The organism is Cupriavidus sp. Agwp_2 (assembly GCF_040784895.1).
In the GTDB taxonomy this organism is placed as follows: Bacteria; Pseudomonadota; Gammaproteobacteria; order Burkholderiales; family Burkholderiaceae; genus Cupriavidus.
The window spans coordinates 365,101-379,258 of the sequence record NZ_CP088083.1 but is presented as its reverse complement, the minus strand read 5'-3'; the positions used below and the strand labels follow the sequence as shown (position 1 = coordinate 379,258).

Here is a 14,158-nt window from a genome sequence, read left to right as displayed (position 1 = left end):
GTGTTGAAAAGCGTGGCAATACGATGAGGGTGAAGCTGACTGTAAGTGTGATCCGATACTGCGCCGCCGGCTACCGTGCCCGGATGCCTGATTCAGCACCGCGCCGTCACCGCGCATTCACTGCGGTGCCGCCGCGCGCAGCAACGTAAACGAACATCGCGCCGCCCGGCCGGGTGTCGGGTGGCGCGATCATGCTAGGCCGGTTCCGGCCCGAAAAGCTTTACGGATTGATGCGATGGCAAGGCAATTTCAGGCTGCCGGCGCCGGTGCGCCTTCCTGCCCGCGGGCCGGGGGCGCCTTCATGTTCCAGGCGATTATAAGCCAGACCAGCAGCACCGCCGCGCAGCCGACGAACACCGCGCTGCGGCCCTCGTACTTCAGCAGCCAGCCGCCGACGGCACCGCCAAGGAACAGGCCAAGCGCCTGCGTGGTGTTGTAGACGCCGAGTGCCGCACCGCGCGAGGCCGCGGCGTAGCGCGACACCAGCGAGGGCTGCATTGCCTCCAGCACGTTGAACGCGACAAAGAACAGCAAGAGCACGCCGACGATGGCCCACAGCCCATGCACCGCGGCAAACAGCAGTTGCACCGCGGTCATCAGCGCCACCGCGCCCAGCAGCACCGGGCGTACGCGGCCGTAGCGCTCGGCCGCCATCATCGGGCCCAGCATCAGCACGAACGACACCAGCACCACCGGCAGGTAGACCTTCCAGTGCTGGTCGAGCGGCATGCCGGCATCGGTCAGCATCGCCGGCACCACCATGAACATGGCGACCTGCGAAGCGTGCAGCGCCAGCACACCGACGTTCAGCCGCGCCAGGTCGGCATTGAGCAGCACCTTGCGGAACGGCAGGCGCACCGGGTGCGGCGCCGGCGGCGTCGGGACCAGGAACAGCGTCACGCCGATGGCCACCACGCCCAGCACCGACATCAGGCTGAAGATGCCCGGCATGCCGATGCTGTGCAGCAGCGGCGAGGCGATCACCAGCGACAGCGCAAAGGTCAGGCCGATGCTGCCGCCCACCATGGCCATCGCCTTGGTGCGGTGCCGCTCGCGCGTCAGGTCGGCGATGCAGGCGGTGATGGCCGCGGAAATGGCGCCCATGCCCTGCAGCGCCCGGCCCGCGATGATGCCGGTCAGCGTGTCGGAGAACGCCGCGACCAGGCCGCCGGCGATAAACAGCAGCAGCCCGCCCACCATCACCGGCTTGCGCCCGATGCGGTCGGACAGCCAGCCCAGCGGAATATGCAGGAAGGCCTGCATCAGGCCATAGATGCCCATGGCCAGGCCAACGCGCTGCGCGTCATGCCCGTCGGGCAGGTTGCGGGCGTATTCGGCAAATACGGGCAGGATCAGGAACAGCCCCAGCATGCGCAGCGCAAAGATGCTGGCCAGCGACACGCTGGCGCGCAGCTCGGTGCGCGTCATGCGTTCGCGGGCGGGGGCCTGGGACGCGCCGGCAGGGCTCGCGTCCGGGGAAGAAGACTGGATCGGCGGCATTGCGCTCGTGAGGATCTCTGGAAAGCGGGGTCGGCTGGCGGACAGTCCAGGACGGTCGCGACCGGGATCGCCTGAAGCCCATCGCCTCCCGCCTTCCGGGTCGCCCGGGAGCCGGGCCGGCGGCGGCTCTGCGCCAGGTTCCCGGCACGCGCCCGCTGTGGGACGACCACCCCGGAAACCGAAGTTGGGTATATTAACAGGTTTGCTCCTTCGCGCTTCCCGGGTCACCTGGCCATGCCAGCGGCCCTCGGCGTGTGCCCGGATGCGCATTCCGGCCGTCGCCAGCGGTCCGGAGTGCCAGCCAGCGCACTTGGCTGCACCTGCTTAGTGGGGTTTTGCCATTGGGCTTTGCCATATTGGGTTTTGCCTTTCCTTCAGACAACCTCGGCCACCCCGGCCGCGGCGGCCTGCCTGGCGACGACTTTTCGGCTTATGGAAGAAATCAAGATCCGTGGGGCGCGTACCCACAACCTGAAGAACATCAATCTCGACCTGCCGCGCAACCGGCTGATCGTGATCACCGGCCTGTCGGGCTCGGGCAAGTCTTCGCTCGCCTTCGATACGCTCTATGCCGAGGGCCAGCGCCGCTACGTGGAGTCGCTCTCCGCCTACGCCCGCCAGTTCCTGCAGCTGATGGAAAAGCCGGACGTGGACCTGATCGAGGGCCTGTCGCCGGCGATCTCGATCGAGCAGAAGGCCACCAGCCACAATCCGCGCTCCACCGTCGGCACCGTCACCGAGATCCACGACTACCTGCGCCTGCTGTATGCCCGCGCCGGCACGCCCTACTGCCCCGACCACAACCTGCCGCTGCAGGCGCAGAGCGTGTCGCAGATGGTGGATGCGGCGCTGGCGCTGCCGGAGGACACCAAGCTGATGATCCTGGCGCCGGTGGTGGTCGACCGCAAGGGCGAGCATTCGGACCTGTTCGACAGCATGCAGGCGCAGGGCTTCGTGCGCTTCCGCATCCGCTCGGGCGGCGGCACCGCGCATGAGGCCGAGGCCAGGGTGTACGAGGTCGACCAGCTGCCCAAGCTGAAGAAGACTGAGAAGCACAGCATCGACGTGGTGGTCGACCGCGTGAAGGTGCGCGCCGACATCAAGCAGCGCCTGGCCGAGTCGTTCGAGACCGCGCTGCGCCTGGCCGACGGCCGCGCGCTGGCGCTGGAGATGGACAGCGGCAAGGAGCACACCTTCAGCTCGCGCTTTGCCTGCCCGATCTGCTCGTACTCGCTGCAGGAATTGGAGCCGCGGCTGTTCTCGTTCAACAATCCGATGGGCGCGTGCCCGAGCTGCGACGGGCTGGGCCAGATCACCTTCTTCGATCCGAAGCGCGTGGTGGCCTTCCCCAACCTGTCGCTGGCCTCGGGCGCGATCAAGGGCTGGGACCGCCGCAACCAGTTCTACTTCCAGATGCTGCAAAGCCTGGCGGCGTACTACGACTTCGATACCGAGACAGCGTTCGAGGAGCTGCCGGAGAACGTGCAGCAGGTGGTGCTGCACGGCTCGGGCGAGCAGGAAATCCCCTTTACCTATATCAACGAGCGCGGCCGCACCACGGTGCGCGAACATGTGTTCGAAGGGATCATCCCCAACCTGGAACGCCGCTACCGCGAGACCGATTCCGTCGCCGTGCGCGAGGAACTGGCCAAGTACCAGAACAACCAGCCCTGCCCCGCCTGCCACGGCACGCGGCTGCGCACCGAGGCGCGCCACGTCAAGCTGGGCGAGGGCGAGCAGGCGCGCGCGATCTTCGAGATCAACGGCTGGCCGCTGCGCGACGCGCTGACGTACTTCCTGACGCTGGACATGCACGGCGCCAAGCGCGAAATCGGCGACAAGATCATCAAGGAGATCTCCGCGCGGCTGAACTTCCTGAACAATGTCGGGCTGGACTACCTGTCGCTGGAGCGCAGCGCCGATACGCTGTCCGGCGGCGAGGCCCAGCGCATCCGGCTGGCGTCGCAGATCGGCTCGGGCCTGACCGGCGTGATGTACGTGCTGGACGAGCCCTCGATCGGCCTGCACCAGCGCGACAACGACCGCCTGATCGGCACGCTCAAGCACCTGCGCGATATCGGCAACTCGGTGCTGGTGGTCGAGCATGACGAGGACATGATCCGCGCCTGCGACTACGTGGTCGATATCGGCCCGGGCGCCGGCGTGCACGGCGGCATGATCGTCGCCGAGGGCACGCCGCGCCAGATCGAAGACTCGCCGGCATCGCTGACGGGGCAATACCTGTCGGGCCAGCGCCGCATCGAGGTGCCGAAGCAGCGCGCGGCCCCGGACGATGAGCGGCTGCTGCGCATCGTCAACGCCAGCGGCAACAACCTGCGCAACGTCACGGCGGAAGTGCCGGTGGGCCTGCTGACCTGCATCACGGGCGTATCGGGCTCAGGCAAGTCCACGCTGATCAACGACACGCTCTACCATGCGGTGGCGCGCCACCTGTACGGCTCGACGCCGGAGCCGGCACAGCACGACCGCATCGAAGGGCTGGAGCATTTCGACAAGGTCATCAACGTCGACCAGAGCCCGATCGGCCGCACGCCGCGTTCCAACCCGGCCACCTACACCGGCCTGTTCACGCCGATCCGCGAGCTGTTCGCCGGCGTGCCGTCGGCCAAGGAACGGGGCTATGACCCGGGCCGCTTCTCGTTCAACGTCAAGGGCGGGCGCTGCGAGTCGTGCCAGGGCGACGGCGTGCTCAAGGTCGAGATGCACTTCCTGCCCGACGTGTACGTGCCCTGCGACGTCTGCCACGGCAAGCGCTATAACCGCGAAACGCTTGAGGTGCAGTACAAGGGCAAGAACATCTCCGAGGTGCTCGACCTGACCGTCGAGCAGGCGCACGAGTTCTTCAGCGCCGTGCCGGTGGTGCGGCGCAAGCTGCAGACGCTGCTGGACGTGGGCCTGGGCTATATCCGGCTGGGGCAGTCGGCGACCACGCTGTCCGGCGGCGAGGCACAGCGCGTGAAGCTGTCGCTGGAGCTGTCCAAGCGCGACACCGGGCGCACGCTCTATATCCTGGACGAGCCCACCACGGGCCTGCATTTCCACGATATCGAGCTGCTGCTCAAGGTCATTCACAAGCTGCGCGACCAGGGCAATACCGTGGTCATCATCGAGCACAACCTGGACGTCATCAAGACCGCCGACTGGCTGATCGACATGGGCCCGGAGGGCGGCGCCGGCGGCGGCCAGGTGATCGCGCGCGGCACGCCGGAGGCGGTGGCGAAGAGCAAGGCCAGCTTCACCGGCAAGTACCTGGCGCCGCTGCTCAAGCGCGGCTGACCGGCCGACCTGCCGGGCTCAGTCGAGTCCGGCGGCCGGGAGCACGCGCGTGCGCCGCGCCGCGCCGCCCTGCGGCAATTCGATCGCCACGCCGCCACCGCTGTCGGCTCCATGGCCGGTCAACGCGGTGATCACCACCTGGTGCGTGACCATCAGGTAAGGCCCGCCCCGCGGGTCGAGCCCGTCGATCAGGCGCGACAACTGCGCGACCTGCGCGTCGCGGCGCTGCGCTTCCGCCCCGAAGAACGAATTGAGCAGCGGCTGCACCTGTACCGGCCCCAGGCCGATCAGCCGCGCCGTGTCCTGGCAGCGGCACCAGGCGCTGCTCCACACCTGCGTCGGGCGAAAGCCGGCCGCCTTCCAGCTCGCCCCCAGCCGCGCTGCCTGCTCGCGTCCGCGCGCGTCAAGGTTGCGTTGGGTGGCGCAATCGGCCAGCCGGAATCCCGGCGGGTCGCCCACGCCCGGCGCGCTGGCATGGCGCAGCACCACCACGACATGCGCGCGCTTCAGCTCGCTCACCGCGATCTCGCCCTGTGATGCCGGAGCGACCTGCGCGGCGGCAAGCGTGGGAACGATGGCGAACATGGCAAGCACGGCAGGCAAGCGGAAAAAGGCGGGCATCGGCGGCTCCGGTGGTGGGCCAACCCCTCCGGTATAGCAGGCGCTGGCTTGCTTTCACCACCTCGCGCCCTACCATGAACCGGACGGCGACATGCATCGCACAGGAGCCCCGCCATGGAACTGACGGTCGTACCGGTCACCAAGCCGGAAGCCACCAACTTCATCTTCGGCCAGTCGCACTTCATCAAGACCGTGGAAGACCTGCACGAAGCGCTGGTGGGCACGGTGCCCGGCATCCGCTTCGGGCTGGCGTTCTGCGAGGCCTCGGGCAAGCGGCTGGTGCGCTGGTCGGGCACCGACGAGCCCCTGATCGACATGGCGTGCGAAAACGCGCGCGCCATCGGCGCGGGACACAGCTTCCTGATCTTCCTGGGCGACGGGTTCTTCCCGGTAAACGTGCTGGGCGCGGTGCGCGCGGTGCCGGAGGTGTGCCGGATCTACTGCGCGACGGCGAACCCGACGCAGGTGATCGTCGCGCAGACCGATGCCGGCCGCGGCGTGGTGGGCGTGATCGATGGCGCCTCGCCGCTGGGAATCGAGACCGAGGCGGATGTGGCGGAGCGGAAGGGGCTGCTGCGCAAGATCGGCTACAAACTGTAGCCGTGCGGCTCAGTGCTGCGCCGCCTGTACCCGCGTGACGGGCGGCACATCGTCTTCCTTCATCCGGCTGCGGTTCAGCACGCCGGCCTGCTCCAGCACCGGATAGGCCGTCGCGCAGAACAGCGAGTTCAAGCGCTTGAGCTCGCTGATCACGTCCAGATGCAGCGAGCTGGTCTCGACGCTCTCGGCCGTCTGCACCGCCACGCGCTGCAGGTGGGTGCGCGCGTACTTGCGCTCCAGCTCGCGGAAGTTGGCCTTCTCCGCCATCAGCGCCTGCGCGCTCTTCAGGTCGCCGTTGAGGAACACCGACAAACCCAGCCGCAGGTTGGCCACCAGGCGCCCATGCATCTCGGCGATTTCCTGCATGCCAGCCTCGGAGAACATCAGGTTGTGGGCGATCTTCTTGTCCTTGGTATCGAGCAGGATGCGCTCGATGATGTCCCCGGCATGCTCCAGATTGATGGTCAGCGAGATGATCTCGGTCCAGCGCTGGCCGTCGCGCTCGTCCAGCGCTTCCAGGCTGATGCGGGTCAGGTAGAGCTTGATCGCGGTGTAGAGGTCGTCGACCTCGTTGTCGATGCGGCAGGTGGCTGTGGCCAGCTTGGCGTCGTTGGTCCGCATCACGCGCAGCATGTTGTCGAGCATCTGCTCGACGCGGTCGCCGATGCGCAGCACCTCGCGCGCGGCGTTGGCCAGCGCCAGCGTGGGCGTGGTCAGTGCGGCCGGGTCGAGATGGCGCGGCGTGACCTGGCTGTCGCCGGTATTGCGCCCGGGCAGCACCTTTTCGCACAGGCGCGCCAGCGGCGCCGTGGCGCCGAGCAGCAGCACCGCCAGCGCGACGTTGAACAGCAGGTGGAAATTGACGATCAGCCGCTGCGGGTCATGGTCGATCAGCGCCAGCAGTTCTTCGGCCTGGTTCAGCAGCGGCAGCGCCACCAGGCATCCCAGCAGGCGCGACAGCAGGTTGCCCAGCGTCACGCGCTTGCCCGGCTGGTTGTTGCCCGAGGTGGTCAGCAGCGCCGAGATGCCCGAGCCCAGGTTGGCACCCAGCACCAGTGCCAGCGCCACGTGGATCGATACCACGCCGGCCGAGGCGAGCGCACCACAGAACAGCACCACGGCCAGGCTGGAATAGCACAGGATGGTCAGGAACGCGCCCACCAGCATGTCCAGCCCCGAGTCGCCGGTCAGCGAGGCGAACAGCACCTTGACGCCGGCTGCCTGCACCACCGGCCGCGTGGCAATGGAGATCAGCTCCAGCGCCAGCGTGATCAGCCCCAGGCCGATCAGCACGCGCCCGACATGGCCCGGCTTGCTGCCCTTCCACGTCAGGTGGCCGATCACGCCAACGAAGATCAGCAGCGGCGACAGCCACGACAGGTCCAGCGAGAACACCTGCACCATCAGCGCGGTGCCGACGTTGGCGCCCAGCATGATGGCCAGCGCCGGCGCCACGGCGATCAGGCCCTGGCCGACGAAGGAGCTGACGATGACCGCGGTGGCGTTGCTGCTCTGGACCAGCCCGGTGACGCCGAGCCCGGCGAGAAAGGCGGTGAAGCGGTTGGAGACGCTGGTCGACAGCACGTGGCGCAGGTTGGCGCCGTAGACGCGCAGGATGCCAACCTTGACGATGTTGGTGCCCCATACAAGCAGGGCAACGCCCGAGAGCAGATGAAGAAGTACGCCCATTGTGCGCCTCAGTGTGACCGGTGCCGAATTACTGCCGGAGGCGGCCCTGCCCGGTCATCGTGTAGTTGTCAATGAGGCATTATGCGCCCGTCACGGGGCAGCGGCAACGGCACAAGGCGGGGATGCGGGCAACAGGCAACAGGTGCCGCAGCGCGGCGTCGGGGGCAAGTCGGGTCAATCCGCTCAGGGCAGCGCGACCTTGATGCCCAGCCCGACGAAGATCGCGCCCGCGGCCCGGTCGAGCCAGCGGCCGGTGGCCGGGCGGCGCCGCAGCCAGGCACCCAGCCAGCCCGCGCACAGCCCGAACAGAGAGAACACCACCGCGGTCTGCAGCATGAAGACCACGCCCAGCAGCAGGAACTGCAGCCCCGGATGCGCGGCATCGGCGCGCACGAACTGCGGCAGGAACACCAGGAAGAACAGCGTGACCTTGGGGTTCATGATGTTGCCGAGCACGCTCTGGCGGAAGACCCGGCCCAGCGGCACGGCGTCTACATCGCCGCCCTGCGTCAGCCCGCCCTTGGCGCGCAGCGCCTGGATGCCGATCCAGATCAGGTAGGCCGCGCCGGCGTACTTGATCAGCTGGAACGCCAGCGGCGACGAGCGCAGCACCGCCGCCAGCCCGACCGCCGCGATCACGGTATGGAACAGGCAGCCGACCGAGAAGCCCAGCGCCGCCACCAGCCCCGCGCTGCGTCCCTGCGCCATGCCGCGCGCCAGCACCTGGAGGTTGTCGGGGCCGGGCGCGACGGTGACGGCGACCGAGGTCAGCAGGAACAGCAGCAGGTCTGGCATGGGAAGTCCTCAGCGGAAATCTGGCGGCGGGTGTGCGGTCCGGTGGCCGCGGCTCAATGCCCTTCGAAGCGGCATACCGTGAACAGTGGCAACCCACCGTTCTGCAAAAGCTTCGAGCCGCCCAGCTCGGGCAGGTCGACGATGGCGGCGCCTTCCACCACCGTGGCGCCGAGCCGCTCCAGCAGCTTGCGCCCCGCCATCATGGTGCCGCCGGTTGCAATCAGGTCGTCGACCAGCAGCACGCGGTCGCCGGGCTTGCAGGCATCGGCATGGATCTCGACGGTCGCGCTGCCGTACTCCAGCTCGTATTCCTCGGCCACCGTCTGGAATGGCAGCTTGCCCTTCTTGCGGATCGGCACGAAGCCCAGGTTCAGCTCGTACGCGACGATCGCGCCCAGGATAAAGCCGCGCGCGTCGATGCCGGCAACCAGGTCGAGCTCCGCGTCCATGTAGCGGTGCACGAAGACGTCGATCAGCACGCGCAGCGTCTTGGGGTTCTGCAAGAGCGGCGTGATGTCGCGGAACATCACGCCCGGCATGGGCCAGTCCGGCACGGTCCGGATGCGGTCGCGCAGGTAGCCGGTGACGTCGCCGAGGTCGGGGGACTGGATGATGGAATCTGCCATAGGGTCTGGAAGAAATCAGGAGCAGGAGCGCAGGATCACGCTGGCGCGCCGGTGAAAGATGCCCGCGCCGGCTGCGGTAACGGGATACCACCCGCGCCGCCGGTCCGGCCAGCACAATGGCCCTGCCGGCTGTCGGCCGGCCACCCGTAACCATACAGGAGACCGCGATGGCGAAAAAGATACTGATGCTGGTCGGCGACTACGCCGAAGACTACGAGACCATGGTGCCGTTCCAGGCACTGCAGATGGTCGGCCATACCGTCCACGCCGTCTGCCCCGACAAGAAGGCAGGCGCCGCCTGCGCCACGGCGATCCACGACTTCGAGGGCGACCAGACCTACACCGAGAAGCGCGGCCACAACTTCACGCTGAACGCCACCTTTGCCGAGGTCGACCCGGCCGCGTACGACGCGCTGGTGATCCCCGGCGGCCGCGCGCCCGAATATCTGCGCCTGAATGCCCGCGTGCTGGAGATCGTGCGCCACTTCGCCCAGGCCGACAAGCCGATCGCCGCGGTCTGCCACGGCGCTCAGCTGCTGGCCGCCGCCGGCGTGCTGGAGGGCAAGGGCTGTTCGGCCTACCCGGCGTGCGCACCGGAAGTAAAGCTGGCCGGCGGCACCTATGTCGATATCCCGGTCGACCAGGCGCATACCGATGGCAAGCTGGTCACCGCGCCGGCCTGGCCCGCGCACCCGGCATGGCTGGCACAGTTCCTTGCGGTGCTGGGCACGCGGATCGTACATTAGAGCCTTCCGCCACGCGGCGCCGCGCCATTTCAGAGCGGCGTGGCATGCACCCGCACGCCGCTCGCGGCGCAGCACGGAGAGCTTCGATGTGTGAAATCTTTATCCGCGCCAACCCGGCCTCGTACCAGACCCAGGCACGGTCGCTGCGGCTGCACGGGGTGGCCACCAGCATCCGCCTGGAAAGCCTGTTCTGGGAGGTGCTGGAAGAACTGGCCAGTCGCGACGGCATGACCGTCAACCAGCTGATCACGCGCCTGCATGACGAGCTGACCGCCCACCGCGGCAGCGAAGCGGTAGCGGGCAACTTCTCTTCGTTCCTGCGGGTGTGCTGCCTGCGCTACCTGAAGCTGCAGGGCGAGGGCCGGATTCCGGCGGACCAGTCGGTGCCGATCCGCTCGCTGGACGCGCGCGCGGTGCTGAACGACCTGCCGGAGTCATGGGCGGAAGCACGCCCACGGCAAGCGCTCTCCCACTGACAGGCGCCCCGCACGGCGGCTAGCCGTTCAGGATCCGTGTCTCGGCGGCTTCCAGCGCTTCCGGCTGGCCGCGCAGCACGACGATATCGCCCGGTTCCAGCACGGTCTCGGGCTCCGGATCGAAGGCGCGGATGCCGCGCCGGCGCACCGCGGTAACTTCCACGCCGATCCGCTCCAGCCCGAGCATGCCCAGGCGCCGCCCGACCGCGGTGGACTGCGGCCCCAGCGACACGGAATGCAGCCGCACCGAATCGCGCTCGACCATGTCTTCATCGTCGTCGCGGCCGTGGAAGTAGCCGCGCAGCAGGCTGTAGCGCGCGTCGCGCGCCTCCTGCACGCCGCGCAGCACATGCCGCATCGGCACGCCCAGCAGCACCAGCGCGTGCGAGGCCAGCATCAGGCTGCCCTCGATGATCTCGGGCACCACCTCGGTGGCGCCCGCCTTCTGCAGGATATCCAGTTCCGAATCGTCGACGGTGCGCACGATCACCGGCAGCGCCGGCGCCAGCTCCTGCACGTGGTGCAGCACCTTGAGCGCCGACGGCGTGTTGGCGTAGGTGATGATCAGCGCCGCGGCGCGGTGGAGACCAGCGGCGATCAGCGCCTCGCGCCGGCCGGCATCGCCGTAGACCACGGTGTCGCCGGCGGCGGCGGCTTCGCGCACGCGGTCGGGGTCCAGGTCGAGCGCGACATAGGTGATGCCCTCGCGCTCCATCATGTGTGCCAGGTTCTGCCCGCTGCGGCCGAAGCCGCAGATGATGGCGTGCTTTTCCGTCTGCAGGCTCTGCGCGGCGATGCGGGTCATGTTCAGCGACTGCATCAGCCATTCGTTGGCGGCAAAGCGCAGCACGATGGCGTCGCTGTACTGGATCAGGAACGGCGCGGCCAGCATCGACAGCAGCATCGAGGCCAGGATCACCTGGATCAGCACCGGGTCGACCAGGTTCAGGCCGTCGATCTGGTTCAGCAGCACGAAGCCGAATTCGCCGGCCTGCGCCAGCCCCAGGCCGGTACGGATCGCCACGCCCTGGCGCGAACCGAACAGCCGCGCCAGCACCGCGATCAGCACCAGCTTGAACACGATCGGCACCACCAGCAGGGCCAGCACCAGCCACAGGTGGTCCAGCACTACTCGGATATTGAGCAGCATGCCGATGGTGACGAAGAACAGCCCCAGCAGCACGTCGCGGAACGGCTTGATGTCTTCTTCCACCTGGTGGCGGTACGGCGTCTCGGAGATCAGCATGCCGGCCATGAACGCGCCCAGCGCCATCGACAGGCCCAGCCGCTCGGTCAGCGCCGCCATGCCCAGCGTCACCAGCAGCAGGTTCAGCATGAACAGTTCCTGCGAGCGGCGCGCCGCGACGATGTGGAACCAGCGGCTCATCAGGCGCTGGCCGAGGAAGAAGATCGCGCCCAGCGCCACCACGATCTTGACCGTGGCCATCCCCAGCGCCACCACCAGGTCGCCGGGATCGCGCGACAGCGCCGGGATCACGATCAGCAGCGGCACCACCGCCAGGTCCTGGAACAGCAGGATGCTGATGATATTGCGCCCGTGCTCGCTTTCCAGCTCCATGCGCTCGGACAGCATCTTGGAGACGATCGCCGTGGACGACATCGCCAGCGCCCCGCCCAGCGCCACCGAGGCCTGCCACGACAGCGGGAACAGCCAGTTGAAGGCCCAGCTGGCCGGCACCACCGCCAGCATCGACAGCACCACCTGCGAGCCGCCCAGCCCGAACACCAGGCGCTTCATCGAGCGTAGCTTGGTCAGGCTGAACTCCAGCCCGATCGAGAACATCAGGAACACCACGCCGAACTCGGCCAGGTACTTGGTCTGCGCGGTGTCGCTGGCCAGCCCCAGCGCATGCGGGCCGATCAGGATGCCCACGGCGAGGTAGCCAAGCATCGGCGGCAGCTGCAGCATGCGGAAAGCGACCACGCCGAAGACGGCAGCGGCCAGCAGCACCAGGGTCAGTTCCAGCGGTGAGTGCATCAAGATGGTCGGGTGACCGGCCAGGCGCGCGTCCGACCCGGCACGGGCACCCTGCCGGGGAAACTTGGCAAGCGCGGCGATGCGGCGGGCACCAGGGGGACATGGAGCCAGCCCCGGGCGACGTCGCATTCGTTGGTATACTTCGACGCCATGATAGCCAATTTCGATGCGGATCGAGCACTCCGCCTTGCCCGCGATACCCTCCAGACCGAAGCCGATGCGGTTTCCGCACTTTCCGGCCGCCTGACCGACGACTTTGCCCACGCCGTGCAGATGATTCTGCAATGCAATGGGCGCGTGGTGGTCTCCGGCATCGGCAAGTCCGGCCATATCGGGCGCAAGGTGGCGGCCACGCTGGCCTCCACCGGCACCCCGGCGTTCTTCGTGCATCCGGCCGAGGCCAGCCACGGCGACCTGGGCATGGTCACGCGCGACGACGTGCTGGTCGCGTTTTCCAATTCCGGCGAGACCGGCGAGCTGCTGTCGATCATCCCGATCGTCAAGCGCATCGGCGCGCGGCTGATCTCGGTCACCGGCAATCCTGAATCGAACCTCGCCAAGCTGGCTGATGCGCACCTCGACGCGGGCGTGGAAAAAGAAGCCTGCCCGCTGAACCTGGCGCCGACGGCAAGCACCACCGCCGCGCTGGCGCTGGGCGATGCGCTGGCGGTGGCGGTGCTGGACGCGCGCGGCTTCGGCGAGGAAGACTTTGCCCGCTCGCACCCGGGCGGCGCGCTTGGGCGCAAGCTGCTGACCCATGTGCGCGACGTCATGCGCAGCGGCAATGCGGTGCCCGAAGTCCGGGAAAACACCCCGCTGGCCCAGGCGCTGATGGAAATCACGCGCAAGGGCATGGCCATGACCGCGGTGGTCGATCCCGACGGCCATGCCATCGGCGTCTTCACCGACGGCGACCTGCGCCGCCTGCTGGAAACCCCGCGCGACTGGAAGACCGTTCCCATCGGCGACGTCATGCACCACAACCCGCATGTGGTCAACCAGAACCAGCTTGCGGTCGAGGCAGTGCAGGTCATGGAAGCCAACCGCATCAACCAGCTGCTGGTGGTCGACGACGACGGGCGCCTGGTCGGCGCGCTGCATATCCACGACCTGACCCGCGCCAAGGTCATCTGAACGGGGCGCGGACAAGCACACCATGCAGGCACTCATCGCCTCCCTCAGCGGCATCGTCATGCGGCTGCTGCCGCTGCTGCTGATGGCCATCGTCGCTGGCAGCACTTTCTGGCTGGTGCAGATCAACTCGCCCAAGGAAAGCCAGGATACGCAGGCCACCAAGAAGCACGAGCCGGACTATTTCATGGACCGTTTCTCGGCCACGGAACTGGCACAGGATGGCAGCACCAAGATCCGCTTCACCGGCGACCGCATGGTCCACTTCGAGGACGACCAGACCTACGAGGTCACGCGTCCCGCGCTGCGCGCCTATGAACCCGACCGCCCACCAGTGACGGCGCGGGCCGACATCGGGCACATGAACGCCGAAGGCTCGGTGATCGACCTGTATGGCAACGGTCATATCCTGCGCCAGCAGGGTGTCGATCCGTCCAAGGATCCGCAGCTGACCGCCGCGTCGAGCTATTTCCAGCTGCTGGTCAACGACGACATCGTCAAGACCGACAAGCCGGTGAAGCTGACGCGCGGCCCTTCGGTGATGACCGCGAACGGGCTGATCTTCAACAACGTCACCCGCGAAGTACAATTGCTCGGCAATGTACGCGGCACCATCGTCACCGGGCCGTCCCCGGGCCGTACGCCGGGGCCCTGACCCGGTCCGCGCGGCCACGCGGC

The 14,158-nt window shown here is 67.9% G+C and carries 12 protein-coding genes; 6 read left to right on the top strand and 6 right to left on the bottom strand.

Annotation, left to right across the window (positions count from 1 at the left end; all coding sequences use genetic code 11):
- Positions 1–249 precede the first annotated feature (249 nt).
- Positions 250–1,500 (bottom strand): MFS transporter, encoded by a 1,251-nt coding sequence (locus LPA45_RS01800; RefSeq protein ID WP_116317035.1) that lies wholly within the window; start codon positions 1,498–1,500, stop codon positions 250–252.
- A 432-nt stretch (positions 1,501–1,932) separates the two neighbouring features.
- Here LPA45_RS01800 and uvrA point away from each other — a divergent pair, with 432 nt between their 5' ends.
- Positions 1,933–4,797, top strand: a complete 2,865-nt coding sequence (uvrA, locus tag LPA45_RS01795) for an excinuclease ABC subunit UvrA (RefSeq protein ID WP_317919960.1) — start codon at positions 1,933–1,935, stop codon at positions 4,795–4,797.
- 18 nt (positions 4,798–4,815) lie between these two features.
- Here the strand turns inward: uvrA and LPA45_RS01790 are convergent, their stop codons facing one another.
- Positions 4,816–5,418 carry a histidine phosphatase family protein gene (locus tag LPA45_RS01790; protein ID WP_367394838.1) on the bottom strand — a complete coding sequence of 201 codons (603 nt, stop codon included), beginning with the start codon at positions 5,416–5,418 and terminating at the stop codon, positions 4,816–4,818.
- A 114-nt stretch (positions 5,419–5,532) separates the two neighbouring features.
- Between LPA45_RS01790 and LPA45_RS01785 the strand changes: the two genes are divergently transcribed.
- Positions 5,533–6,018 carry an adenosine-specific kinase gene (locus tag LPA45_RS01785; RefSeq protein WP_116317032.1) on the top strand — a complete coding sequence of 162 codons (486 nt, stop codon included), beginning with the start codon at positions 5,533–5,535 and terminating at the stop codon, positions 6,016–6,018.
- Between the two features lie 9 nt (positions 6,019–6,027).
- Here LPA45_RS01785 and LPA45_RS01780 read toward each other — a convergent pair whose 3' ends face one another.
- From LPA45_RS01780 to LPA45_RS01770, 3 genes are all read right to left on the bottom strand, one after another.
- Positions 6,028–7,707: a Na/Pi cotransporter family protein gene (locus LPA45_RS01780; protein WP_116317031.1), complete on the bottom strand. Its 1,680-nt coding sequence runs from the start codon at positions 7,705–7,707 to the stop codon at positions 6,028–6,030.
- A 183-nt stretch (positions 7,708–7,890) separates the two neighbouring features.
- Positions 7,891–8,502 carry a LysE family translocator gene (locus LPA45_RS01775; protein ID WP_317919958.1) on the bottom strand — a complete coding sequence of 204 codons (612 nt, stop codon included), beginning with the start codon at positions 8,500–8,502 and terminating at the stop codon, positions 7,891–7,893.
- Positions 8,503–8,555: 53 nt separating this feature from the next.
- Complete coding sequence (locus LPA45_RS01770) at positions 8,556–9,128, bottom strand: adenine phosphoribosyltransferase (RefSeq protein WP_367394837.1); 573 nt, start codon at positions 9,126–9,128, stop codon at positions 8,556–8,558.
- 167 nt (positions 9,129–9,295) lie between these two features.
- Between LPA45_RS01770 and LPA45_RS01765 the strand changes: the two genes are divergently transcribed.
- Together LPA45_RS01765 and LPA45_RS01760 are read left to right on the top strand one after the other, a co-directional pair.
- Positions 9,296–9,874, top strand: coding sequence for a DJ-1/PfpI family protein (locus LPA45_RS01765; protein WP_116317028.1), 579 nt, complete (start codon positions 9,296–9,298; stop codon positions 9,872–9,874).
- Positions 9,875–9,960: 86 nt separating this feature from the next.
- Positions 9,961–10,350 carry a ribbon-helix-helix domain-containing protein gene (locus LPA45_RS01760; protein ID WP_116317027.1) on the top strand — a complete coding sequence of 130 codons (390 nt, stop codon included), beginning with the start codon at positions 9,961–9,963 and terminating at the stop codon, positions 10,348–10,350.
- A gap of 19 nt (positions 10,351–10,369) precedes the next feature.
- Here the strand turns inward: LPA45_RS01760 and LPA45_RS01755 are convergent, their stop codons facing one another.
- Positions 10,370–12,349, bottom strand: coding sequence for a monovalent cation:proton antiporter family protein (locus LPA45_RS01755; protein ID WP_116317812.1), 1,980 nt, complete (start codon positions 12,347–12,349; stop codon positions 10,370–10,372).
- A gap of 150 nt (positions 12,350–12,499) precedes the next feature.
- Between LPA45_RS01755 and LPA45_RS01750 the strand changes: the two genes are divergently transcribed.
- Positions 12,500–13,483 carry an SIS domain-containing protein gene (locus tag LPA45_RS01750; protein ID WP_116317811.1) on the top strand — a complete coding sequence of 328 codons (984 nt, stop codon included), beginning with the start codon at positions 12,500–12,502 and terminating at the stop codon, positions 13,481–13,483.
- A gap of 22 nt (positions 13,484–13,505) precedes the next feature.
- Positions 13,506–14,135: an LPS export ABC transporter periplasmic protein LptC gene (gene lptC, locus LPA45_RS01745; protein WP_116317026.1), complete on the top strand. Its 630-nt coding sequence runs from the start codon at positions 13,506–13,508 to the stop codon at positions 14,133–14,135.
- Positions 14,136–14,158 lie beyond the last annotated feature (23 nt).